Below are 24,224 nucleotides of genomic sequence, written 5' to 3' on the forward strand. Positions count from 1 at the left end.
ATCGACCGTTATCCTTGTTTGTAAAACTCCAACGCTTGTTGTCTTGCGGTGGCATGGTCAATAATCGCTGGCCAATAGTCCGAACTACGATTTTTCTCTAAATAAGAATGAGGAAAGTGTAGTTCTTTTAAGGGCACATTTTTTAGCTCTGGTAAGTACTTACGGATAAAACTGCCATCAGGATCATATTTTTTACTTTGAGTGATGGGATTAAAAATTCGGAAATAAGGTTGAGCATCACAACCTGTACCGGCTGCCCACTGCCAGCCTCCATTATTAGCACTGAGATCGCCATCAATTAAGTGCTGCATAAAAAACTTCTCGCCTAAACGCCAATCAACCAAACAGTGTTTTGTTAAAAAGCTCGCCACAATCATGCGAAGTCGATTATGCATCCAACCGGTTTGTACTAGTTGCCTCATGGCCGCATCAACAATTGGATAGCCGGTTTTACCTTGTTGCCAAGCGCTGAGAAGTTGTGGTGAGTTTGGCCAATACAATCCATTATACTTTGGGTTGAAGTTGGTGTGTTTGTTTAGCTTGGGGAAGTGATGCAGTAAGTGGCGATAAAAATCACGCCATGCTAACTCATTAATCCAGCTTCCTTCCGGTTGAGAAATTGCGTCTAATGCTTGAGGGTGTTGGTGTAGTAATTCAGCCAATACTCGCTTAGCACTTATTGCTCCAATGGCAAGGTAAGGAGATAAGCCTGATGTGCCTTTAATGGTGGGAAAATCTCTGTCATGATGATAATCGCTTAATTTATGTTGCAGAAAATCAGGCACAACCTGTTGAAGGACTACATTCGCTAATGGCCATTTGCTAGAGTCTTGTTTTAAGGCATGGAACGTTATAGTTGGGTTTTTGATTGAACGAATAAGCGAGGTATTCGTGGTGATTGCCGATGGTAGGGGAGCTTGATAGGTCCGCATTAAGTGCGTAGCCCACGCTTTTTTAAATGGAGTGAAAACTTTGTACATTTCGCCTTGACCATTTAATACCGCGCCTTTCGCCACAATGACATCGGATTCAAAAAAATGAAGAGTCATATTTTGCTTGCTTAGAGCGTCATCGCGTAGGCGTTCATTAAGCTCTACCTCTTGATTGGCAAATATTTGGTCAATGTTTTGTTGTTGGCAGTAATCTAATAGGCATTGCGATTGGGCCGAAAAATCCGAGCTTTCAAGGTGTGTGAAAGGGATGCCCATTTGTCCTAATTGTTCGCTTAATAAATTCAGATGACGTTCTATGAAGTCGATTTTAATGGGTGCAAGATCATGTTGTTGCCACTGTTGTGGTGTCGAGATGAAGATCGCTTGGCAAGGTTGGTTCGTGTTAATGGCCGCTTGAAGTGCGGGGTTATCGTCGATACGCAAATCATTGCGAAACCAGATGAGATTCATAAGCACCTTTTTATTTTATCTTTTGTTATTAATAAAGGATTTCTAAATTATGTCATGGTGAGCTTATTTAATAAAAAGAGGGGTAAGCTGCTTGATCCCCTCAATGCTGATCAGTCGATGATGGTGTTTCAAATATATCGAAGCTTGAGCTCTTTCGGGTAAGGGGAAAGATACACTTGAGTTGCAAGATATTGTTGAGGGAATTCTTTTAAATAATGATTAATTAAGGTTAAAGGTACAACGAGCGGCACCAATCCTTCTCTAAAATGGGTGATATGTGAGGACAATTCTTGTTTTTGCCCTTTAGTGAGAACTTTTTTAAAGTAACCTTGTAAGTGTTGCAGGGTGTTAGTGTGGCTTTTGTGGGTAGATACATGTTTCAAACCCGCCATTAATAAGCGGATATATTGCTGCGCCATCTCTTGTAGGCTGATGTCCGCTTTTGCTAACAATTGTCCTGTTTCTTTATAGCTGATCAAGTGATGGCTCATCAGTAGGTACTTTCGCTCACTGTGAAATTGAATTAATTTATGTTTGGTCAGACCGGAATTAACCATGTCTTGCCAGTGACGGTAAGTAAAAACACGTATCATGAAGTTTTCACGCAATGCGGGATCGCACAAACGACCATTTTCTTCACAAGGTAGGTTGGGGTTCATTGCCATGATCTGCTTTGCAAACAATCCAATACCTGAAGGCATGCTACCTTTACCATCAGCCTGATAGACTTTCACTCGTTCCATTCCACAGCTTGGGCTTTTTTGACAAAAAATAAAGCCACTCAAATGATCAATCTGCTGTGCGATGTTCTGTCCATACTCGGTTAAAGATTGTGTGACATCACCATTACCATCGGGACGACTTACATGGATACCATCTTCCAATTGCACCTGACGTATAGTTGGTCTTGGTGTCGGTAGTCCGATAGCGACTTCAGGGCAATAGGTTTGATACTCAACGAAAGGGGCTAGATGAGTCATACAAAAATCAGATTTTTTATGCCCTTTATCAAAACGAACGTTTAGTCCTGCGACACAAGCACTGATGCCGATGTATGGTTTTTTATCTGGTAACTTCATTTCATTCCTTATTTATCCTGAGATCTGGATAACAACACATTATCGATTTAGTAAATAAATTGACCGATAGGGTTGAGTAATTTTGAAATCCCTTGGGTAAATTGCAAGGCGTCATCGGATACGGTAAAGCATAAGCAACCTGTCTGAGTCGTTGGGGTATGCTCATGTTCTCCATTGAGCCAAATGAAATCGCCTTTGGTGTATTTTCCCATTTCATCTTCAAATTCACCATCTAATAAAAGGGTGAGTTCAAAGCCTTTATGAGTATGCATTGGTACGCTGCCGCCTGGTTCTATATGCAGTAAGCTAGCTTTCACATTTCCTTCATTAAGATCGATACGGGTACGAGTCAACTTTCCTAATTTCTGTTGCTTTTGCAATGTGAGAGAACGCAAAGCTCGTGGTAAAGTGTAATGTCGATTTTTTATCTCTAAATCAATTGAAATAGGCTCTTGCCATTCGAACAATGATGCATCTTGAGTGATCTTCATGATCATATCGGCAAAAGCATCCTCATGGGGTTCGGAGTCATTGTGCTTGTGAACACCTAAATGAGTATTGGCAGCATGAACGGTGATGTCGTCAGCCATGCCTCGACACTGAGGACAAAGTTCGATATGCGCAGCAATAGCCAAACTCAGTGATGCGGGAAGTTCACCACTGGCGTACACGCTGAGTAATTCATGTTTTGGATGATGTGTCATGAATGTTCTCCCATGAGGTGTTTCAGTTTTTGTATGGCAAGTCGTAAGCGAGATTTCACTGTGCCTAAAGGAATATTAAATTGTGCGGCCAGTTGCTCTTGCGATAAATCTTTGAAATAGACGCCTTCAATTAATTGCCGTTGTTCATAGGAAAGGCGATCCAAATGGCGAGCGACTTTTTTGCTTAATAAATGGTCATCAAAGCCTTGTACCTCGACATTTTCAGCTTCAACTAATGGCCAAATATCATCACTGAGTTGATCTTCTTTTTGTGATCGCATTTTACGCAGCATATCGAAAGAAGTATTACGCATAATGGCATAAACCCACGTTGTTGCCGCTCCTTTTTCCATGTCGAAAAGATGCGCTTTTTTCCATACGTTGGTCATTGTGTCTTGCAGTAATTCTTTTGCTGTGTCTGGATTATTGAATTGCTTGATGCCAAATCGTTGTATTTTGGGAGCAAACCATCGAAACAGTTTTTCAAAAGACTGCTTATCACGTTGGTTAGCGATGTTACAGAGCCACAGCTCAAGCGGTGGCAATGCATCCGTATCGGGGCTCTCTGTTCTCATTCTAATCTTCTTGTTCGGGTGGTATACCGTGCCGAGCTGACGAGTGATAGGATACATAATGACAAATACCTAGATAATATTGATACCTGCATTACGCCTAAAGCGTCAGTCACGATCACATTTTTTATTATTGTCTTCATTTTTAGGGAATTTACCTATTAATAGAGTTTCTTTACTGACGGTTTTTATCTGACATTGCTCAAATACAGTGATGAGTTTGACTCAAATCATAAAAACTTGAATTAGAACAGGTTATACCCCTTTTGGGTTATGGGTGATATGTGTGATTAGATTCTATGATCTTAGCGCACAGATACCAATGTTGGTTTGAACTTTTGTTCTGTTCATTTTTCTAATTGTGCACCTTGTAATATTTTTGATGGTTTTTTATTCAATTAATAAGAGGCTTATTTCTTTTTTTGTGATTATGCCAACATCTCATAGACGCTTTACATTCTTAAGCTTTCGACTCTTAGTTCCTGTGATAACATGAGCCACCTTTTTCCTTTAACAGTAGATGATAAAGAATGCTAGAAGTCTCTGATTTAACCGCCATTCGCGATGAAAAGGAGCTATTTCAGTCGATTACGTTCTCTGTTAATCCTGGTGATTTGGTTCAGGTTGAAGGGCGAAATGGTTCTGGTAAAACGACCATGCTCCGTATTATTACCGGTCTTGGAGATTGTGAGTCAGGACAAATTTCATGGCAAGGGATTGATACCAAAAAAGATCGAGATGCCTTTCATGAGAGTTTATTGTTTATTGGCCACCAAACTGGCGTTAAAAAAGAGTTAACGGCTTTTGAAAACTTATCGTTTTATCAAAAAATGAATGGTTCACAAGGTGTGACTCAAGATGATATTTGGCTGGCATTAGCTAAAGTGGGGCTTGCAGGAAAAGAAGATATACCCGCAGGGAAGTTATCTGCGGGCCAGCAACGTCGAGTCGCGTTAGCACGTTTATGGTTAAGTAAGCATCCGTTGTGGATTTTGGATGAGCCTTTAACGGCGATAGATAAACAGGGCATAAAAGTGATTGAAGCATTATTTATCGAGCATACGCATCGTGGTGGAATGGTTTTATTTACGACTCACCAAGACATGTTTACCGATGTGTCGGTGCTAAAAACGATTCGGTTGGGTGAATAAATGATGCGTCATATGGGCGAAATAATTCGTCGTGAATTATTAATAGCTTATCGTCGACAAGCTGATTTTTTTAATCCGCTATGGTTCTTTATCATTGTTATTACTTTATTTCCGTTAAGTATTGGCCCTGAGCCAAATTTGTTAGCGCGTATTGCAGCTGGCATCATTTGGGTAGCGGCATTGCTTTCTGCTCTGTTATCGTTAGAGCGTTTGTTTCGTGACGACTTCCACGATGGAGCGTTAGAGCAATTAATGCTTCTTCCGATTCCTTTGCCTTTGGTCGTCATGGCAAAAGTGATTGCGCATTGGCTGTTAACTGGGCTGCCTTTGATTTTAATTAGCCCTTTGCTTGCTGTTTTACTTTCTTTGGATTTCAATACTTGGTTGGCGGTCGTGGTGACATTATTACTTGGTACACCAACACTAAGTTTTATTGGTGCTATTGGAGTTGGACTGACGGTAGGGTTGCAAAAAGGTGGGGTTTTATTGAGTTTATTAGTGTTGCCGCTCTATATTCCAGTGTTGATTTTTGCGACGTCTGCCATAGAGGCGGCGACCAGTGGGTTTGCCTACAGTGGTCAGTTGGCGATTTTAGGAGCTATGTTATTAGGAGCAGCAACCTTGACGCCTTTTGCTATCAGCGCCTCGTTAAGAATAAGTGTTAATTAAAAGCAATAATGTATAAAAAATAATAAAGTGCGCTCTGGGTTTTCACTAGGGCAACATAAAAAAGTGAGAAGCAACATGTGGAAATGGTTACATCCATACGCAAAAGCTGAGAAAACCTATCAGCTTTGTGGTTCATTATTACCTTGGTTTTCAGTTTTGGCTGTGAGTCTATTGGTTGTTGGTACCATTTGGGGGCTAGCGTTTGCTCCTGCTGATTATCAACAAGGTGATAGTTTTCGTATCATTTATATTCATGTACCTGCTGCAATTTGGTCGATGGGGATTTATACCTCAATGGCAATAGCGGCATTAATTGGGTTAGTTTGGCAATTAAAGCTGTCCAACATGGCGGCGGCGGCAATGGCGCCGATTGGTGCTATTTTCACTTTTATTGCGTTAATCACTGGCGCTGTTTGGGGAAAGCCAATGTGGGGGGCGTGGTGGGTATGGGATGCTCGCTTAACATCTGAATTAATTCTTCTATTTTTATACCTAGGTGTGATTGCCCTTTATCATGCTTTTGATGATCAAAAAACCGCCGCAAAAGCCGCTGGAATTCTGGCGATTGTTGGGGTGGTTAATATCCCGATTATTCATTATTCAGTTGAGTGGTGGAATACCTTACATCAAGGTGCAACCATTACCAAAATTGGCAAGCCATCGATTGCTCCAGAAATGCTATGGCCATTATTGTTGAATATTGTTGGTTTTGCTTTTTTCTTTGGCGCCGTCACTATGATTCGTTTACGTACTGAAATTTTAAGCCGCGAAAGTCATCGCCCTTGGGTTATCGAATTGGTGAAAAAAAATGTTGCTCAGCCTAGCCATAAACAGGGAGTGAAATAATGTATTTTGATACTTTCAGTGATTTTATTGCGATGGGTGGTTACGCCGCTTACGTTTGGAGCGCATTTGGCATTACTCTTTTCTGTATGTTAGCGCTTTATTGGAAGAGCGTTTCTCAAGGCAAGGCATTATTAAACGATATTCAACAAAAAATTGATCGTGAAGCTCGTCGCCAAGCGGCGAAAAAAATGGAAAACACACTATGACTCCTAGACGTAAAAAACGACTTGCGATTATTCTGGCCATTTTAATTGGTGTTGCTGGTACGGTTGGTTTAACCATGTATGCATTAAGCCAAAATATGAATTTATTTTATACTCCGACAGAGTTAGTTAATGGTAAACCGGATGGTACTAAGCCACATGTTGGTGAACGTTTACGAATTGGCGGAATGGTGGTTGAAGGCTCGGTGAAACGTGATCCTAAATCATTGCAAGTGAGTTTTGATTTAAAAGATGTTGGCCCGACTGTCACGGTGACTTATAACGGTATTTTGCCGGATTTATTTCGCGAAGGACAGGGCATTGTGGCACAAGGAACGCTTGTGGATGCCACCACGGTTGATGCGTTTGAAGTGCTGGCTAAGCATGATGAAAAATACATGCCGCCAGAAATCGCAGAAGCTATGCAAAAGAATCACAACCCAGATTCTTATAATAAGTCTTCCTCTAAAACCAACACTGAGACCAAGCAAGGATATGAGTAATGAGTGCTGAACTTGGACATTTTGCCTTAATTTTGGCACTGGGCTTTTCTGTTCTTTTAAGTGTTTTGCCTATGTATGGTGCGAGTACCAATAATCGCACATTAATGGGCATGGCAAGGCCATTGTCTTGGGGAATGTTCCTCATGCTGGCTTTTTCGTTTATTACTTTGCTTTGGGCATTTTATTCGAACGACTTCACTTTGCAGTATGTGGCCAGTAATTCGAACAGCCAGCTTCCTTGGTACTATCGCTTAACGGCGGTTTGGGGCGCGCATGAAGGATCATTGCTGCTTTGGGTTCTTATCCAAGCGATTTGGACGATTGCGGTTGCTACCTTTAGCCGTGGCATGCCACAAGAATCGGTTTCTAGGGTTCTGGCGGTGATGGGGATGATTTCGGTTGGATTCTTATTATTTATTATTCTGACGTCGAATCCATTTTTGCGCACATTGCCTTATTTTCCTATTGATGGGCGTGATTTAAATCCTCTGCTTCAAGATCCTGGTTTAATTATTCATCCCCCAATGCTTTATATGGGGTACGTTGGTTTCTCGGTAGCGTTTTCTTTTGCAATCGCTTCATTGATGACTGGGCGTCTTGATACGGCTTGGGCTCGTTGGTCTCGTCCTTGGACAACGGCTGCATGGGTATTTTTAACCGTAGGTATCGCACTTGGCTCATGGTGGGCCTATTACGAACTTGGTTGGGGTGGCTGGTGGTTCTGGGATCCTGTTGAAAACGCTTCTTTTATGCCATGGCTTGCCGGAACGGCATTAATGCATTCCCTTGCAGTGACGGAAAAACGAGGTACTTTCAAAGCGTGGACGGTATTACTGGCGATTAGTGCTTTCTCATTAAGTTTGCTCGGCACATTCCTAGTTCGTTCAGGGATCTTGGTATCGGTTCACTCGTTTGCGTCTGATCCGGCTCGAGGCATGTTTATCTTATTTTTCTTAGCCATTGTTATTGGTGGTTCATTACTACTGTTTGCTTTAAAAAGCTCAAAAGTGCGTGTCCGTGGTAATTATGCGTTGCTTTCACGTGAAAACGCATTGTTGTCGAATAATATTTTATTAGTCGCAGCTTTAGTTGTGGTTCTGATTGGTACGCTTTTACCTCTGGTTCATAAGCAAATTGGCATGGGATCTGTGTCGATTGGTGCGCCGTTCTTTAATACGTTATTTACGTGGTTAATTGTGCCATTTACCCTGATTTTGGGTGTTGGTCCTATGATTCGTTGGAAGCGTGATAATTTAGCCGACGTCAAAGTTCCAATGATCGTATCACTACTGATTTCGATTGTGGGGGCGGTGATTATCACGCTGCTTTCATCAAAAGAGTTTATGCCACTGGCCACGTTAGGTTGGTTTATGGCTATTTGGATCTTTGCGATGCATGGATTTGAATTGCATCAGCGTGCGACTCATCGTCATACCTTTTTTAAAGGGATAACTAAATTACAACGTAGCCATTGGGCGATGATGCTCGGTCATCTTGGTTTAGCCGTTACAATTATTGGTATTGCGATGGTTCAAAATTACAGTATTGAACGAGATGTGCGTTTAGAGCCGGGTGAAACGTTTGTCATTGAAGGGTATCAATTTGATTTTGTAGGTGTTCGTGAACATGATGGCCCTAATTATGATGGCTTCATTGCTGATTTCAATATTACTGAAGACGGCAAGTTTGTGAATGAGCTTCACGCTGAAAAACGTTTTTATCATACCGCTCGTTCAATGATGACGGAAGCTGCCATTGATCGTGGTTTTACTCGTGATTTGTATGTTGCGATGGGAGAACAACTTGAAGGGACGAATGCTTGGGCTGTACGTATTTATTACAAACCTTTTATCCGATGGATTTGGTTTGGTGCGATTTTAATGTCTATTGGCGGTATTTTGGCTATCAGTGATAAGCGCTATCGTTTCCGTAAAAAATTAGATTCATCATCCGATCAGTCAACGCTGAATAATAAGGAGGCGTAATACCATGAACCGTAATATTTTGTTTGCGCCTTTAATTTTATTCATTATTTTAGTGGCCGTTTTTGCCACTCAATTAACGAAAAATGCAGAAGGTGATGATCCCACTAAGTTAGAGTCAGTATTGGTTGGTAAATCGGTACCTGATTTTCAGCTTCAAGATTTGTTTCAAGAAAATAAAACTTACGATCAACGTTTATTTGAAGGTAAGCCACTGTTATTGAATGTATGGGCGACATGGTGCCCAACTTGTTATGCTGAGCACCAATTTTTAAATAAATTATCAAGCCAAGGTGTCAATATTATTGGTTTGAATTATAAAGATGACCGTGAAAAAGCAAAGAAGTGGCTTCGTGAATTAGGTGATCCTTACCAAGTGGTACTTTTTGATGGCAGTGGCATGTTTGGTTTAGATTTGGGCGTTTATGGTGCACCTGAAACATTCTTAATTGATGCCAATGGTAAAATCCGATATCGCCATGTTGGTGATGTAAATTCTGACAATTGGAATAAAACATTGCTTCCGTTATATAACCAATTAGCCGGACAGAATTCACCGTTGAAACCTATTTCGGTGGGAGGGGCTCAATGATGAAACCTTCTGCAATTTTGTTGGGTTTTTTGATGGTTATTGCTGTACCTGTTATGGCTGCAATCGAAGTGTTTGATTTTGACTCTCCACAACAAGAAGCGCAATTTCAAGAGCTAAGTCATACATTGCGTTGTCCGAAATGCCAGAATAATTCGATTTCAGATTCGAATGCTGAATTGGCTAAGGATTTACGCTTGAAAGTCTATCAAATGACGAAAGCAGGGAAATCTAAACAAGAGATAGTGGACTATATGGTGGCACGTTATGGCAACTTTGTGACGTACAACCCTCCCCTTACTGTGTCTACCGCGGTCTTATGGGTGGCACCTATTTCAATTGTGTTATTTGGGTTTGGTTTTATTGTGACTCGCAGCAGGCGTAGATCTGTGAATAAAACGGTTAGCAGTAAAATGTTAGATGAAAACCAAGAACAGCGCTTAAAAGAATTACTGGAAGAGGCTTCTTCAGGTTCTAATGAAAAAAAGGATACTGACTCATGATGGCATTTTGGATTGGCACAGCATTACTTCTTGTCGTGTCTTGCATATTGATCGTTTATCCTTTGTTAAATCCTAAAGAGGTTGATGAAGCGACACAACGTGATGATTTAAATAAAGCATTTTATAAAGATCGTTTGGCTGAGCTGGAGTCTGAAGACCAAGCTGGGATCGTTGGCAATAAAAGCGATTTAGTGACAGATCTGAAGCAATTATTGCTTGATGATATCCCAGACTCGAAAAGTGATGCTAAAGTGAGTGCAGAGAAAGTAAAATGGATGACCATCCCGGTGATTCTGTTTATGGTTATCCTTTCTTACGGTATGTATGCCATGTATGGAGCTCAAAATAAAGTTTCTCATTGGGCTAATGTTGAAAGTAATTTGCCTGAGTTGTCGAAAAAATTAATGAATCCAAATGGCGTTCAATTGACTGACCAAGAGATGAATGATTTAACGCTTGGTTTACGGACTCGATTACAATCAACACCTAATGATGCGACGGGGTGGGTACTATTAGGGAGGATTGGTTTAGCTAATCGAGATATTGAAACGGCGATTGGTGCGTTAACTCGGGCAGATAAAATCACGCCAGATAACCCTGAAATTATGCTGAGCTTGTCTCAAGCCTTACTATTTTCATCTGACCAAGTCGATTTAGACAGAGCAAAAGATATTCTTAACTATTTAATGCACCAGCCTAAAGTGGATTTACGAGTTTATTCGTTATTAGCCTTTAATGCTTATAATGATGGTAACTACGGGAAAGCCATTGAATTTTGGAAGAAGTTGCAAGCACAAATTGGTCAAGGTGACTCACGTTATGCCATGTTAGAGCGCAGTATTAATACCGCTCAACGTGAATTGGATTTGCAATCTAACCCGCAATCGAAACAGCCACAAGGTACTCCGGTTAAAATAACGATATCTTTATCTTCTGAGGTTGAAGTACCAAAATCAGGAGTGCTTATTGTGTCTATTCATAGCGCAGATGGCTCGCCTATGCCAATCGCTGCAGGCCGTTATCCCTTAACTGAGTTTCCAGTCACTGTGGTGCTTGATGATAGTAACAGTATGATTGAAAGTCGTAAATTATCGAGCTTGTCCGATATTATGGTGCGTGCTCGTATTGATACTGATGGAAATGTATCAACCCGTGATAATGATTGGCATGGCGAAAGCTTACCTATTCGCTTGGGTGATGATGTGGCGATATCAATTAACAAGAAATATTGATATTCAGGCAGGATATACAATACACTTACGTTAAGTTTGTATATTCTTTGCCACTGATAAACAAAAAAGGCAAAGTAATTCATTTACTTGCCTTTTTTTATTAAATGTATTTTTAATAATATAACCCATTTTGCTTCACAGGATGTGCTGGTTTGAGTGACGTAAAATACACGGTATTCCCAACCTTTTTAATACTGATATCACTTCTGATGTCAGGCTGTAGCTCTGCACCAGATGAAATCGAGGCGGACAAGTCAGCCGTTTCTGCTTCTAATGCAAACCGAGATAAAACACCCACAGAAATTTCTTCGACTTACGTTGATGATTCTGGCGATCCACTTGAAGGATTTAACCGAACAATGTGGATGATAAATTACGATTATCTTGATCCTTATTTGGTTAGGCCTGCATCTATTGTGTATATGGAGTGGACACCTTCGCCGATTCGTATCGGTTTCAATAATTTTTTAGATAATTTAGATGAACCTGCCAGTGCGTTGAATAATTTATTAATGGGCAATGGTCAGTTAGCTGTAAAAAGTTTTAGCCGTTTTTGGATCAACACAACGATAGGCTTACTAGGGTTAATTGATGTGGCAACCATGGCTGATATTCCCCGAAATAGCCGAGAGTTTGGTGATGTTCTCGGTCATTATGGTGTAGGTAATGGGCCTTATGTTATGTTGCCAGGTTACGGGCCTGTTACCCCAAGAGATTTAACGGATACTGTCGACTCAATGTATATTCCACTGAATTGGCTGAACTTTTGGCAGAAAGCGACTAAATGGGCTTTCCAAGGGCTTGAATCTCGATATGAGCTGATCTCACAAGAAGGGCTGTTGAAAGATTCACCCGATCCATATTCATTAAGCAAAAGTATTTATTTACAGCACCAAGATTTTAAAGCGGATATTAAAGAAGAACCGGAAGAAGCGTTAGATGAGCAGTTGTTAGAAGAGTACTTAGGGCATGATTATTAATAGCAGAATGGGCCTTACCGGAGTTTATCTAGTAAGGCTCACTTTGTTATTTGAGCAATATTAGAACGTTTTACTGTATTGAATACCCGCTATAATCGCATCAGTATGCGTTGTTGCCGTAATGCTGGATATACTGTAATTACCGTCATCAAGTTGGTCTCCGTGATGCTCTTTAGTATCTACATCTACCCCGAGTAAGTAAGTAAAGCCAAAGTCGATACTTGAATCACTTGTTGGTGCGTATGAGAAACCTGCCGAGAGCCAATTACGGTTTGAATCCGGTACGGCAATGGTGGTAATTTCATCTTGTGCACCTTGATCAAACATATAGCCAGCGCGCAATGTCCATTGATTACTTAAGTAATAAGTCCCACCAATCGAGTAGCTCCACGTATCCTTCCACTCAAATTTTTGTAGTGATATATTTGGGCCTGCAGTCGCTAGCTCGTCAAACTTGCTCCAATCCGTCCATTGAACGGTGTAACTGAGAGCAAATTTGGTGCCTTTAAAACGGTTATAGCCAGAAATTTGAGCGAAATCCGGTAATGGGACGACGACTTCATCGGCTAAAGTAATACCGCCAGGGCCATCAATTTTCCCTGTTGCATGGATCTCAGGGCTGGCGTGATATGAAAAACCCCAGCGGTTATTTCCATTTAGTTCGTATGTGGTGCCTATATTCCAACCAAGACCTGCCCCTGTTGCGTCAACATCGATGGCATGTATAGATCTATTGATGTCTATCGGTAAAGTGGGATCTAAAGGGCCCGGTACATCAATAGTAATATCAGTACTGCCATTAACAGCCATACTACGCTTAAATTTACCATGTCCATAAACTACATCCAATCCCGCACCAAAGCTCCATTGCTGATTTAAGCGATAAGAAATCGCTAAGGCCAAATCGGCGCTAATGATGCTAGAAGTGCCACCATACTCACCAGGGAAAGAATCATCAAATTCCGACTCTGTACCAAAGTTAGAATACAAACCTGCACCTACCGCCCATTTATCATCGATTGGCACGACTAAAAACATGTTAGGGGCGACGGCAAGATTACCCGCATCGTCGTAGTTTGCTGGGCCTGAATTGTTGTTGATTGAGCTTTGATAACTACCATCTTCAACGGAAATTTTTGGTTTAATGGCGGTGGCACCCATGGTGAACGAGGTTTTATCAAATAGTGCCATAGCCGCAGGGTTAATTGCCATAACAGAGGCATTATCTCCAATGATGCCGTCACCTGCGTATGCACGACCCACACCCGTGGCAGACTGAGCCGCAATTTGGAAACCTGCAGCAAAAACAGATGGTGATGCAATTAGTAAGGCGCTTGCAAGAGTAGATGCAGTGAATACATGTAACTTTTTCATGGAAAATACCTAGCTGAGTTGAATCTTATTCTTCCACTAGTCCATGTGCGAAAAACGTATGCTGCTAAAAAGGAGGCGCATTATGGTGTGAATTATGGTGGGAACATATCCGACCATTGATTAATTTCGGCTAAAAGTAGGTATTTGGTAGTGAATTACTGTTAATTTACCATACTTTGTTTGTTAATTATTCTGCGTTATTTGGCGGGTCTGGTTATGGTTTTCTGAAAGGTATTAGCTTGGTAAATGTGATTTATTGTTAACCTGTTGATTTTAATATTAATGTATTTTTGAGGAGTTGAAGCAGGCAGTATGACTATTTTTAAATAAAAGCTCCTGAAAAGGAGCTTGAATATTTGTCGTTTTATGATGGTCTTAATCAGCTTTTGAGTACGAACATTGGCGCTAATTTTGTAGCAATTGATGAAATATCTTCATTTTCATTACCAACCACCACTAAGCTTCCTTGAGGAAGAGGAATAATAGCACCTTTCATTCCATCTTTAGCAAAGTCACTGGCATTGGGCGCTGAAATATTAGAAATAAAAGCGGTGACTCGGCCTTTTTCCCCTTGAAATACCATGTGCAGTGCATGGTGGTCGGGGCTGAAACCACAATGATTTAGATAATAAATATGATAAGGGAATGCAGAGGTTAAGGTATAAGAATAGGTGCCTAATTTAGCTTGCATTTCTTGAGCATTATTTGCTTCGTTAACATCTTTAATGAAAGGCGCCTCTTCATGTATATGATGTATAGCCATACTATCTAAGCGAGCATGTGCTGGAGTGACAATTAATGCGCCCCAATTTACTTGTCCAACCATTAACCCTACCGTAAAAATAACAGAAGCAGCCAGTGCAAAAGCTTGCTTGGTCATGTTTATTTGTGGTTTGCTTTTCGATGTGCTGAAAATTATTTTATCGGCTAAATCATCAGGGACGTCCACTTTCATGGCCTGCTCAATTTTGTTGTCTAGGTCGGTTAAGCTCTCAGCGTATTTTCTATCATGGCTATTTGAGCGTATTTTTTCTATAACCTGAGTACTATGGTCATTGGGATCGGAAAGTAATCGGCGTCGAAATTCTAAATCATCCATGTGTCACTCCTTGAGTTTCGGGAGAGGAATCAATGAGTTCTTTTAATTGGTTACGAGCACGGAATAATCGAGTCATTACTGTATTTTTATTAAGTTCTAATATTTGACTGATTTCTTCCCCGTTAAATCCGCCGATTACCTGCAAAAATAATGGTTCCCGATATTCAATTTCTAGTTTCATAATTTGATTTTGTAGCCATTTTTGTTGGTGGTGCGCATCATCATCGGTTTTACCGCTGTTGCCTGGTTCATCAATATCCACCAGGTCAAATTGTTTACGTTCAAATCGGCGAGCATTTTCTCGTCGCAAAATGGTAATTAACCAAGATTTAGCGGCTTTTTCATCTTGTAGAGCATCAAGGGATTTCCAAGCGCGCAGGCAAGTTTCTTGCACTAAATCTTCAGCAATATGTTTATCTTTGCATAGCCAGTATGCATACCGATATAGGTCTCGGTGATATGCCCGAACAAGGGACTCATAGCGTCTTTGTTTATTCATATCTTTATTGACCGAGTTAGGCGGTTTTTTCTTTCGGAACAACTGAGAAATAGCCACTTTTTCCCCTCATTTTTAAAATATCTGCTTTTTTCTTTACTCAAGCTTCACATTTTAAGTGTTAAAATGAACTAGAATTAAATTAAGTATTTGATTGTAATATATTAATTCTATAACTAAATTTTAAATGGCAAGGATGTAAGAGTATGCCTCTATTTAGAGTGGTTTTTTTACAATAATAAATGAAGTATTAATTGTTATTTTTGTTGGGTTACCGTTATTTTTATGAGATGAATGTACTTTGTACCGATTTAGGCTTTACTTGTTACTTGGTAATAGGTGTCACAATTTTTAACATCATTCTGATAATCACCACTGTTCAGTTTGAAGTTAAAAAAGCTTTGTATAGAATAACAGGTCAGACCTCTTTGGTTCAGAATACCGTTTCTAATAAATAAGGAAAGAATATGAGTCAGCAGGAAGTGAAAACCCGCAATGGCGATCGTATTGCCATTGTGTCCGGCTTAAGAACACCGTTTGCTCGTCAAGGTACAGCCTTCAAAGAAGTACCAGCGGTGGATTTAGGTAAAATGGTGGTAAGTGAATTATTAGCACGTACTCAAATTGATCCGGCATTGATCGACCAAGTGGTCTTTGGGCAGGTAGTACAAATGCCAGCTGCACCTAATATTGCTCGTGAAATTGTACTCGGTACAGGAATGAATGTGTCTACCGACGCGTACAGTGTGACTAGAGCGTGTGCCACCAGCTTTCAATCGGCAGTGAATGTGGCCGAAAGTATCATGGCTGGCACGATTGAAATTGGTATTGCGGGTGGGGCTGATTCTTCTTCGGTTCTTCCTATTGGTGTCTCTAAACCATTGGCACAAGGCTTACTCGAGTTAAGTAAAGCCAAAACTTTGCCGCAAAAATTATCCGTATTACGCAAATTATCGTTTAAAGACTTGATGCCAGTTCCACCTGCGGTTGCAGAATACTCTACGGGTCTATCTATGGGACAAACGGCAGAGCAAATGGCTAAAACGCATGAAATTCCTCGTGAAGAGCAAGATGCTTTAGCGCATCGTTCTCATGCGTTAGCGGCGCAAGCTTGGGAAGATGGGTTGATTGCAGATGAAGTAATGACGGCTTTTCCTGAACCTTATAAAGAATGGATTAATAAAGATAATAACATTCGTGAAGGTTCACAAATTGAACAGTATGCGAAGTTGCGTCCAGCCTTCGATCGTAAATTTGGTAGCGTGACGGCGGCAACCAGTACACCATTAACGGATGGTGCTGCTGCAGTATTGATGATGAGTGAAAGCAAAGCCAAAGAATTAGGTCTTGAAGTATTAGGTTATATCCGTTCATACGCATTTTCTGCTATTCAAGTTGAAGAAGATATGCTCATGGGGCCTTCTTATGCCACTCCGATTGCCTTAGATAGAGCAGGATTAGAGCTTAAGGATCTCGATTTAATAGAAATGCATGAAGCATTTGCGGCTCAAACCTTAGCTAATGTGAAAATGTTTGCTTCTGAAGTCTTTGCTAAAGAAAAATTGGGTCGAGATAAAGCGATTGGTGTCATTGATATGGATAAATTCAATGTCTTGGGGGGATCTTTGGCTTACGGTCACCCATTTGCGGCCACCGGAGCACGTTTAATGACTCAAACGTTACGTGAGTTAAAACGTCGTGGTGGTGGGGTTGCGTTAACCACTGCTTGTGCGGCGGGTGGTTTAGGCGCCGCGGTGATTTTGGAAGTGGATAAAAGCGATGCACATACACAAGGAGCGAAATAATTATGACGGTTGATATTCAAACTTCGGTTGCCGAAGGACACACAACGAATAATGCTTTTACGCTTACCATTGATGACAATCAAATGGCTTGGTTGGCCGTGGATGTGCCGAATGAAAAAATGAATACCTTACAAGCGGCGTTTGCAGATCAAATGCAAGGTATATTTCAGCAGCTTGAAAAACAAAAATCGAATATCAAAGGAATGATTGTTCATTCATTGAAACCAGATAACTTTATCGCAGGTGCGGATGTTCGCATGCTGGATGCTTGCCAATCTGCTCAAGAAGCTGAATCGCTCGGTAAGCAAGGCCAAGAAATGTTTAATCAGCTTGCTAATTTACCTTTTACCGTAGTGGCCGCCATTCATGGCCCTTGTCTTGGTGGTGGCTTAGAATTGGCGCTTGCGTGTGATTATCGTGTTTGTAGTGACGATAATGGAACTCGTCTTGGTCTACCTGAAGTGCAATTAGGTTTGTTGCCAGGCTCAGGAGGTACTCAACGTTTACCTCGCTTAATTGGCTTGCTTGATAGTTTGGATCTGATTTTAACAGGTAAACAAGTACGTGCGAAAAAGGCATTGAAACTTGGATTGGCGGATGCTTGCGTACCTAAAACTATTTTATTACAGGCCGCACAAGAGTTTATTGAAAAATCCAAACGAAAAATAAAACCTGACGTAAAAGAGAAATTGATGGCAAACACGGGGTTTGGCCGTAAAGTCATTTTTGATCAAGCGAGCAAAAAAGCCAATCAAAAGAGTCGTGGTAATTATCCTGCGATTAAAGCGATTTTGAATGTCATTCAACATGGTTTAGAAAAAGGAATGGTACAAGGCTTAGAAAAAGAGGCTCAAGAGTTTGGTAAGTTAGTGATGACACCAGAATCTCGGGCGCTACGTTCTATTTTCTTTGCAACGACCGAAATGAAAAAAGATTTTGGCAGTAATGCTAAGCCGAAAAATATTCAAAGTATTGGGGTTCTTGGTGGTGGTTTGATGGGCGCTGGTATTGCGTATGTTTCTGCCACTAAAGCGCATGTACCTGTGCGGGTAAAAGATGTTTCCAATGACGGCATTTTGCATGCTATGAATTACAGCTATAAATTGCTGAGTAAACTGGCTCAGCGTCGCGCTATTACTCAAGCGCAATTACAGAAACAAATGCAGTCAATTTCTGGTGGAACTGATTTTACGGGTTTCTCGAAAAAAGACATGGTAATTGAAGCGGTATTTGAAGATTTAAACTTAAAGCAATCGATGGTGAGAGATGTTCAAACTCACGCTAAAGAGGACGTGATTTTTGCTACGAATACCTCGTCATTACCGATTTCCAATATAGCTAAAGGCGCTTTAAAACCTGAAAATGTAATTGGCCTGCATTACTTTAGCCCCGTTGATAAAATGCCATTAGTGGAAGTGATTCCACATGAAGGAACCTCGGATGAAGTGATTGCTACTACCGTTAAATTTGCTCGTAAACAAGGTAAAACACCGATTGTAGTCAAAGATAAAGCTGGTTTTTATGTTAACCGTATTCTTGCTCCTTACATGAATGAAGCGGCTAAAGTATTACTCTCAGGTGAACCCATTGAGCATATTGATGAGTCATTGCTTAATTTTGGTTTTCCAGTTGGTCCTATTGCTTTATTAGATGAAGTGGGTGTCGATATTGGGGCTAAAATCACGCCGATTCTGGTGGAAGAATTAGGTGAACGCTTTAAAGCACCAGATGTTTTTGAAACCTTGCTGAAAGACAATCGCAAAGGGCGTAAGAGCGGAAAAGGTTTTTATAGTTATAAAGGTAAGAAGAAAGAAGTCGATAAGTCGGTCTATCGCTTGCTTAATGTGTCGCCAGAGTCGATTTTAAGTGAAGAAGTTATTTCGATGCGTTGTGTTTTATTGATGATCAATGAAGCGGTTCGTGCATTGGACGACGGTATTATTGCCAGCCCACGAGATGGTGATATTGGTGCGATTTTTGGTATTGGTTTCCCTCCGTTTTTAGGGGGGCCATTCCGTTATGTCGATCAAATTGGCGCGGATAAACTGGTTGAGATCATGAATGAATACACAGAAAAATATGGTTCACGATTTGCTCCTTGTGATGGATTGCTCACACGCGCCGGAACGGGTGATAAATTCTATCCATAGTATCGATAGAATTTTATTTTAAACCATCAAAGCCCTGTTATTGTCGAATCAATCGATAAATAACAGGGTTTTTATTTTTAAATTTTCATATCAACGTAAGCTTAAAAAGGGTGTATGGTCTCTTTTTGTAAAATGGCTTTTTCCAAAATAAGTAACCGGGAGTAGCTCTGCTGATAACCACCAATGCGGTAGTCTTCTTGCCATAAACGCAAATAATTGCTCTTAACCGGTGCCAGTAAACGAGATAAATGCGCTTTGCTTTCGCAGGTTAACATCGTTAAATCACGGGTTTCTTGTTGCTGATAATATAAAGCTATATAACTGGCTAAAAGCATTACCTGTACTGACCAGATTAAGTGCTGTTGTAAAGGGCTAGATGGCACTTGTTGTAACTGTTTAGCATCCATTTCAAGCTGAGATATCGATAATGTTAATGAGTCACCGTCTTTGAAAGTGGCTCGTTTTATATGGCGTTGAGAAATTTGATCAAACACAAATGGCCCATAAAAGGCGCAGTTTGGTGTGTTAACGCCAGAATGTAAGTATCGGTTTTGCAACTGCAGTAAGAGAGCGATTAATGACTCTGATTCATTTGGAAACTGCCGCGATAAAACTTCGTGAGTGTGAACGGTTGGGTGCTGTTCTTCACCCCAAGCCATCGCTGCACCAAAGATATAACCAGGTAATGGCGCATAAAATGATTGAGCGTGTCCCATGTCTCCCCACTCTGACACCATATATCCTGTTGCGCCAAATTTTTTAGCTGAAATAGCGGCGCGACGCATGTGGACTTCCGAGGCTTGGCGTCGTCCTATTACCGAGGCAAAGCAGTTGGTAGATACGACCACTTGAAAAGGGTAGCCATATTTAGCTATTTGTTGATGCTCCTCATCGTATGGATGATCCTCTTCATAGCCCCAATTAAGTAACTCCAAATTTTTAGGTAAGTGAGGCAATATTTCAGGGTATTGAAATAACATGTCACTGAATATTTGACAGGTCATGCCTTGCTGTTCAATGGTGAATTTTTGCTTTGTGGTAGATTGTTCGGCGTAAGCTTGTTGAACCATGGAAACAACGTTGTGTAAATATTCTAAATAAACCGCCCCTTTGCCTTTTTGGTTGCAGGCTTTTTTACTGCCACTGACACCTAAATCCATGGTTTCATCGAAATTGATGTTTAAGGTTTTACTGGTAAAGTTTGGTAGTAATTCATTAAACAAACTTCTAATAAAGACGGGCACATCTGGATTAACTGGATTAAGTCCAAAAGATTGTGGTCGGAAGTCGCCTCGTTGATCATAGAATCCGTCGGTTTGTTCGGCTAAATGTTGATATTCAGGGTGGCACAGCCATTTTTCCATATGACCGAACGTGGCTTGGTTGGGAATAAGTTCAAGTCCTTTTTGGTGGCAATACTCATTGATTTGTTGAATGTCTTTTGCGTGATAGGGGGAATAATTTTGCCAGACGGTTTGATGAGATTGATAGGCAAAAGTATGCTCAGTATAAAGCTGAAGTTGGTTATAGCGTAGCTCTGACCAATTATCGATAAGTTGAAAAAGCTTTTCAAGCGTTGGAATTTTGTCACGACTGATATCCAATAAAACCCCACGTTTTTCAAAGCTGGGTTCATCGGTTATTACTAAACAGGGTAGGTTATATGGATAACCTTGTTTGAGCTGCCGCAATGCATAATGAGCGTATAACTTTCCTAATTCGCAGCGATATTCAATGGTGATGACATGCTGTTGAATAGTGAGTCGAAATGCTTGAATACTTAAGGTATCGTTTTTGAAGTAAGCGATTTTTTGGTTTTCACAAGTTTGTTTAATAACGGTAGGAATACTATCTAACGTTATTTTTATATGACAAAACTGAGCAGGGTCATCAAGTAATAAATGTTTAGGGAGAGGGAAAAGATGCTTGGCAATGAATTCCATTTTACGTCATTCCTTGAATATGCAGTGATTGACTCTCTAGTCATTGAGGCTAGAGAGTCCGTGATATAAAAGATTTATCCTAAATCAACGTTTTTAGGTCTAAGTTGAAATTCATCAATAGAACCAATTTCTAATCCTGCATCAAGATCGGGGGCATCTTGATGTTCTAGCCCTTTTGAGTGCATGATTAAGCGGTTGGCCGTTCTTGGTTTTAATGTATTAACCACAAAACGTATCATTTCAGTTCGATCAAGTTTTAGGATCTTTTCAATGACGATATCTCGGTTGTTAAATTCTAAATCCTTATTTCCAATCGCGACCCAATAACGTTGACCACGAGAGCGTAAGTTACTGTCTGGCGTCATTATCTGGTTGAGTAAACCCTGCTTACTGCTTTGCCATTGTTCGTCTGTTAGCTCGAGTAATACTAAATAAAAAGCGTTTAGAAACTCATCGACAGATGTCAGTAATTCGCTCGGTGCGGCATTGGGTGATTGAACATATAAAGCGAGTCCGGAATGGCGATTGAGTGGCATGTTACCTGTGCCGACCATATAGCCTAGTTGTTGTTTGGTGCGAATTTCATGGAAAAAAGCCGCAGACATTAAGTGATTTGCTAATGTGTATAATGCAACATTGTCAGGGGAAACCGTTGGAGATTGGTAGTAAACCACTAAGGCAGAATCGGCTTGGTCACAATAAATTTCTCGTTGGAATGTACCGCTTTTCCCAAGCATAACAAGAGGCCTAAGTGATTCTTCATACTGCTGATTTTTAACACGCAGAGCACTTTTTAAACTGTTTGCTAAGTCAATCGCTGATTGACGATTCCAGTCACCGTAAACAAACATTTCAATGTGCAATTCGGCTAGCATAGCATCAACAAAAGAAGGCAGTTCATCCACTTCGATTGATTCAAGCGCTTCAATCAACACCGGGTAAGGTGGATTGTTGGGTTGCAATATTCCGGTCATGGCATTGAATAGTTGAGAAACTGGACGGTCTTTTGCCGTATTACGCCAGTTACGTAGCATTTGACGTTTAATTGAGTCAAAACGGGTTTGGCTAAATTCACGTGAGGCAAACCGATGAATGATCACATCCAATAATTGCGCTTGTTTTTGACTAAATCCTGAAAGCATCAGTGTTACGCCACCTTGATGAGCATAAAGGTTATAACCCATTCCTGCGATTTCAGCTTGATAAGTTTCTTTGGCTAAAGAATCTAAAAACATTTCAACACATAGGCGTGTTTTTACAATGGTGCGAGGGGTTGAAACGGCATGTGGGCTGTCGATGGCAATAAAAGCTAACCCTTTAGGGACTCGAAATTCTGTCTCTTGTAAGTGCCATAAACGAAATCCAGCTTGATCTTCAAGTAATTTGGGTAAGGTTGCTTCACTTTCTAAGTCCGAAGGATCGAGTTCATAACAAATATAAGGATTTGGTTTAGGCAAATGAAGAGTATCGGTGATTGGAGGGTGGCTCCAAGCATGCAGGTTTTCATCCGAAATGGCAGAAACACGGTATGGCGTGTTGTACCATTTCGCTTGTTTGTCATAAGTCAGCCCCTTTGCGATTAACATGATACGCATATTATAAGGCGTGAAATAATGCAAAAGTTGGCGTAGATGATCTTCGTCGTAATGATCCATCCTATAATCACCGTAAATCACATCTTCAGGTTCATAGTTTTGCATGTTGATAACAAGATGGCTGGCGACATCAATGCTACGAGATGCTTCTTGAAAGCGAAAAGCTGATTCTAAAACGGCTTGTTTTTCTTCGTATCGCCACTGAGCCAATCCTTGTTGGCGAATCAGCTCAATGTATTCAAAAATACAACTAATAATGTCATCAACTTTTTCTATTCCTTGCTTGGTTAAACTACAACTGATTGAAAATTCTCGGAAGTTACTGCCACTGATCCCACCGCCTGCCGTCAGTGAAGTGATCAATTCTTGTGTTTTTAAATGTTGCAATAAGCTGCCTTCGCTTTCATCTCCGAGTAGGTGCGCAAAATAAGAGAGGGGTTTGGTTTTATAAAACTTATCCATGCCTGGGAAATTAAAAGTAAGCATCAATTTACGAGAATCTTTTTCCGGTTCGACGGTCACAAAGAGTGCAGAGTCTTGTTCTCTCAGCAAAGGGATATGGATTTTTTTATATTTTTTATGATGATTTTTAATGGCCGAAAAGTAATTGATGGCTGCTTCTTCAAGTTGATCTAATGAGTGAGGGCTGATTAGCGTCGCCGTCATTAAATCAGCGGAATAATGCTGCTGATAGAATTCAAGGATTTCATCACGGATAGAGGTCGTTGGATTGCCGTCGTTATCCAAAAGGTCACTTAATGTTTGATCGTTACCTACGGAAAATTTAGCAAAAGGGTGCTCAGGGTTAACCATTTCTTTATGTACTTGATATAAACGACGCATGTCATCTTTTAATTTCAAGCGAAATTCAGATTCTACTGCTTGGCGCTCCTTTTCTAATGCTTCTTGATTGAAAAGAGGGGCAATAAAAAATTGGCTAAAGCGATCTAAAGCTTCCGCAAAAGACGTAGAAATAATATCAAAGAAAAAACACGTATGTTCGGTGCCTGTCCAAGCGTTATTTTTGCCACCATGCTGGCTAATGAATGATTGGAATTCTCCAATACTAGGGTATTTTTGTGTGCCTAAGAACAACATGTGTTCTAAGTAGTGAGCCAGACCTTCACGATGGTAAGGATCATCAAAATGTCCCACTTTAACGGCTAATGCTGCGGCTGATTTTTGCGCATTTTCATCGTGTACTAATAATATACGTAGCCCATTGGGTAGGGTTATATAACGATATTGCTTTTTATCATTTGGACTAATGTGCACAGTACACCCCATGATTGATAAGAAATGATCTTGCTGAAATTGAGATAAGAAAGCTCAGCAAGTTAATTAAG

The 24,224-nt window shown here is 40.6% G+C and carries 21 protein-coding genes; 12 read left to right on the forward strand and 9 right to left on the reverse strand.

The window, feature by feature from the left end; genetic code table 11:
• Positions 1-8: 8 nt before the first annotated feature.
• The 4 genes from phrB to VCASEI_RS04360 form a co-directional block, all read right to left on the reverse strand.
• The gene (gene phrB / locus VCASEI_RS04345) at positions 9-1,403 is read right to left on the reverse strand and encodes a deoxyribodipyrimidine photo-lyase (protein WP_089110408.1); all 1,395 of its coding nucleotides are present in this window, start codon (positions 1,401-1,403) and stop codon (positions 9-11) included.
• Between the two features lie 128 nt (positions 1,404-1,531).
• Complete coding sequence (locus tag VCASEI_RS04350; protein WP_089110407.1) at positions 1,532-2,482, reverse strand: YbgA family protein; 951 nt, start codon at positions 2,480-2,482, stop codon at positions 1,532-1,534.
• Between the two features lie 47 nt (positions 2,483-2,529).
• Complete coding sequence (locus tag VCASEI_RS04355) at positions 2,530-3,186, reverse strand: ChrR family anti-sigma-E factor (RefSeq protein ID WP_086958028.1); 657 nt, start codon at positions 3,184-3,186, stop codon at positions 2,530-2,532.
• Complete coding sequence (locus VCASEI_RS04360; RefSeq protein ID WP_086958030.1) at positions 3,183-3,761, reverse strand: sigma-70 family RNA polymerase sigma factor; 579 nt, start codon at positions 3,759-3,761, stop codon at positions 3,183-3,185. Before VCASEI_RS04360 ends, VCASEI_RS04355 begins: the two co-directional genes overlap by 4 nt.
• Before the next feature lie 527 nt (positions 3,762-4,288).
• Here VCASEI_RS04360 and ccmA point away from each other — a divergent pair.
• The 10 genes from ccmA (at position 4,289) to VCASEI_RS04410 (ending at position 12,416) form a co-directional block, all read left to right on the forward strand.
• Positions 4,289-4,909 (forward strand): cytochrome c biogenesis heme-transporting ATPase CcmA, encoded by a 621-nt coding sequence (gene ccmA, locus VCASEI_RS04365; protein ID WP_086958032.1) that lies wholly within the window; start codon positions 4,289-4,291, stop codon positions 4,907-4,909.
• A gap of 12 nt (positions 4,910-4,921) precedes the next feature.
• Entirely contained in the window at positions 4,922-5,578 is a 657-nt protein-coding gene (gene ccmB, locus VCASEI_RS04370) for a heme exporter protein CcmB (RefSeq protein ID WP_086958089.1), read from the forward strand.
• 75 nt (positions 5,579-5,653) lie between these two features.
• Positions 5,654-6,424, forward strand: coding sequence for a heme ABC transporter permease (locus VCASEI_RS04375; RefSeq protein WP_086958034.1), 771 nt, complete (start codon positions 5,654-5,656; stop codon positions 6,422-6,424).
• Positions 6,424-6,630, forward strand: a complete 207-nt coding sequence (gene ccmD, locus VCASEI_RS04380; protein ID WP_086958036.1) for a heme exporter protein CcmD — start codon at positions 6,424-6,426, stop codon at positions 6,628-6,630. The genes VCASEI_RS04375 and ccmD overlap by 1 nt, the downstream gene beginning before the upstream one ends.
• A complete protein-coding gene (gene ccmE / locus VCASEI_RS04385; RefSeq protein ID WP_086958038.1) occupies positions 6,627-7,130 on the forward strand; it encodes a cytochrome c maturation protein CcmE in 504 nt (167 codons plus the stop codon). Before ccmD ends, ccmE begins: the two co-directional genes overlap by 4 nt.
• The gene (locus tag VCASEI_RS04390; RefSeq protein ID WP_089110406.1) at positions 7,130-9,115 is read left to right on the forward strand and encodes a heme lyase CcmF/NrfE family subunit; all 1,986 of its coding nucleotides are present in this window, start codon (positions 7,130-7,132) and stop codon (positions 9,113-9,115) included. The genes ccmE and VCASEI_RS04390 overlap by 1 nt, the downstream gene beginning before the upstream one ends.
• Positions 9,116-9,119: 4 nt before the next feature.
• Complete coding sequence (locus VCASEI_RS04395; RefSeq protein WP_089110405.1) at positions 9,120-9,704, forward strand: DsbE family thiol:disulfide interchange protein; 585 nt, start codon at positions 9,120-9,122, stop codon at positions 9,702-9,704.
• Positions 9,704-10,204 carry a cytochrome c-type biogenesis protein gene (locus VCASEI_RS04400; RefSeq protein ID WP_394347155.1) on the forward strand — a complete coding sequence of 167 codons (501 nt, stop codon included), beginning with the start codon at positions 9,704-9,706 and terminating at the stop codon, positions 10,202-10,204. Before VCASEI_RS04395 ends, VCASEI_RS04400 begins: the two co-directional genes overlap by 1 nt.
• Complete coding sequence (gene ccmI / locus VCASEI_RS04405; protein ID WP_089110403.1) at positions 10,201-11,436, forward strand: c-type cytochrome biogenesis protein CcmI; 1,236 nt, start codon at positions 10,201-10,203, stop codon at positions 11,434-11,436. Before VCASEI_RS04400 ends, ccmI begins: the two co-directional genes overlap by 4 nt.
• 209 nt (positions 11,437-11,645) lie before the next feature.
• Positions 11,646-12,416, forward strand: coding sequence for an MlaA family lipoprotein (locus VCASEI_RS04410; RefSeq protein WP_089110402.1), 771 nt, complete (start codon positions 11,646-11,648; stop codon positions 12,414-12,416).
• 60 nt (positions 12,417-12,476) lie between these two features.
• Here VCASEI_RS04410 and VCASEI_RS04415 read toward each other — a convergent pair whose 3' ends face one another.
• The 3 genes from VCASEI_RS04415 to VCASEI_RS04425 form a co-directional block, all read right to left on the reverse strand.
• Complete coding sequence (locus tag VCASEI_RS04415) at positions 12,477-13,790, reverse strand: outer membrane protein transport protein (RefSeq protein ID WP_089110401.1); 1,314 nt, start codon at positions 13,788-13,790, stop codon at positions 12,477-12,479.
• 379 nt (positions 13,791-14,169) lie between these two features.
• A complete protein-coding gene (locus VCASEI_RS04420) occupies positions 14,170-14,889 on the reverse strand; it encodes a DUF3379 family protein (RefSeq protein WP_089110400.1) in 720 nt (239 codons plus the stop codon).
• Positions 14,882-15,388 (reverse strand): sigma-70 family RNA polymerase sigma factor, encoded by a 507-nt coding sequence (locus tag VCASEI_RS04425; protein WP_238321401.1) that lies wholly within the window; start codon positions 15,386-15,388, stop codon positions 14,882-14,884. Before VCASEI_RS04425 ends, VCASEI_RS04420 begins: the two co-directional genes overlap by 8 nt.
• Before the next feature lie 464 nt (positions 15,389-15,852).
• Between VCASEI_RS04425 and fadI the strand changes: the two genes are divergently transcribed.
• A complete protein-coding gene (gene fadI / locus VCASEI_RS04430; RefSeq protein WP_089110398.1) occupies positions 15,853-17,190 on the forward strand; it encodes an acetyl-CoA C-acyltransferase FadI in 1,338 nt (445 codons plus the stop codon).
• A gap of 2 nt (positions 17,191-17,192) precedes the next feature.
• Positions 17,193-19,340 carry a fatty acid oxidation complex subunit alpha FadJ gene (gene fadJ, locus VCASEI_RS04435; protein WP_086958058.1) on the forward strand — a complete coding sequence of 716 codons (2,148 nt, stop codon included), beginning with the start codon at positions 17,193-17,195 and terminating at the stop codon, positions 19,338-19,340.
• 101 nt (positions 19,341-19,441) lie between these two features.
• On the opposite strand, the gene VCASEI_RS04440 is transcribed toward fadJ, so the two are convergent.
• Positions 19,442-21,283, reverse strand: a complete 1,842-nt coding sequence (locus VCASEI_RS04440) for a family 20 glycosylhydrolase (protein ID WP_089110397.1) — start codon at positions 21,281-21,283, stop codon at positions 19,442-19,444.
• Positions 21,284-21,357: 74 nt separating this feature from the next.
• Positions 21,358-24,153 (reverse strand): insulinase family protein, encoded by a 2,796-nt coding sequence (locus VCASEI_RS04445; protein ID WP_086958062.1) that lies wholly within the window; start codon positions 24,151-24,153, stop codon positions 21,358-21,360.
• Positions 24,154-24,224 lie beyond the last annotated feature (71 nt).

It is taken from the genome of Vibrio casei (assembly GCF_002218025.2).
GTDB classification, from domain to species: domain Bacteria; phylum Pseudomonadota; class Gammaproteobacteria; order Enterobacterales; family Vibrionaceae; genus Vibrio; species Vibrio casei.

Excerpts from the sequence above, each read along its gene's own strand:
- ccmI (WP_089110403.1), top strand. The coding sequence starts at position 10,201 with ATGATGGCATTTTGGATTGGCACAGCATTACTTCTTGTCGTGTCTTGC.
- VCASEI_RS04400 (WP_394347155.1), top strand. The coding sequence starts at position 9,704 with ATGAAACCTTCTGCAATTTTGTTGGGTTTTTTGATGGTTATTGCTGTA.
- VCASEI_RS04420 (WP_089110400.1), bottom strand. The coding sequence starts at position 14,889 with ATGGATGATTTAGAATTTCGACGCCGATTACTTTCCGATCCCAATGAC.
- VCASEI_RS04355 (WP_086958028.1), bottom strand. The coding sequence starts at position 3,186 with ATGACACATCATCCAAAACATGAATTACTCAGCGTGTACGCCAGTGGT.
- ccmA (WP_086958032.1), top strand. The coding sequence starts at position 4,289 with ATGCTAGAAGTCTCTGATTTAACCGCCATTCGCGATGAAAAGGAGCTA.
- VCASEI_RS04415 (WP_089110401.1), bottom strand. The coding sequence starts at position 13,790 with ATGAAAAAGTTACATGTATTCACTGCATCTACTCTTGCAAGCGCCTTA.
- VCASEI_RS04350 (WP_089110407.1), bottom strand. The coding sequence starts at position 2,482 with ATGAAGTTACCAGATAAAAAACCATACATCGGCATCAGTGCTTGTGTC.
- ccmB (WP_086958089.1), top strand. The coding sequence starts at position 4,922 with ATGGGCGAAATAATTCGTCGTGAATTATTAATAGCTTATCGTCGACAA.
- fadJ (WP_086958058.1), top strand. The coding sequence starts at position 17,193 with ATGACGGTTGATATTCAAACTTCGGTTGCCGAAGGACACACAACGAAT.
- ccmE (WP_086958038.1), top strand. The coding sequence starts at position 6,627 with ATGACTCCTAGACGTAAAAAACGACTTGCGATTATTCTGGCCATTTTA.
- VCASEI_RS04390 (WP_089110406.1), top strand. The coding sequence starts at position 7,130 with ATGAGTGCTGAACTTGGACATTTTGCCTTAATTTTGGCACTGGGCTTT.
- VCASEI_RS04440 (WP_089110397.1), bottom strand. The coding sequence starts at position 21,283 with ATGGAATTCATTGCCAAGCATCTTTTCCCTCTCCCTAAACATTTATTA.
- VCASEI_RS04360 (WP_086958030.1), bottom strand. The coding sequence starts at position 3,761 with ATGAGAACAGAGAGCCCCGATACGGATGCATTGCCACCGCTTGAGCTG.
- ccmD (WP_086958036.1), top strand. The coding sequence starts at position 6,424 with ATGTATTTTGATACTTTCAGTGATTTTATTGCGATGGGTGGTTACGCC.
- VCASEI_RS04375 (WP_086958034.1), top strand. The coding sequence starts at position 5,654 with ATGTGGAAATGGTTACATCCATACGCAAAAGCTGAGAAAACCTATCAG.
- fadI (WP_089110398.1), top strand. The coding sequence starts at position 15,853 with ATGAGTCAGCAGGAAGTGAAAACCCGCAATGGCGATCGTATTGCCATT.
- VCASEI_RS04395 (WP_089110405.1), top strand. The coding sequence starts at position 9,120 with ATGAACCGTAATATTTTGTTTGCGCCTTTAATTTTATTCATTATTTTA.
- VCASEI_RS04425 (WP_238321401.1), bottom strand. The coding sequence starts at position 15,388 with ATGAATAAACAAAGACGCTATGAGTCCCTTGTTCGGGCATATCACCGA.
- phrB (WP_089110408.1), bottom strand. The coding sequence starts at position 1,403 with ATGAATCTCATCTGGTTTCGCAATGATTTGCGTATCGACGATAACCCC.
- VCASEI_RS04410 (WP_089110402.1), top strand. The coding sequence starts at position 11,646 with ATGTCAGGCTGTAGCTCTGCACCAGATGAAATCGAGGCGGACAAGTCA.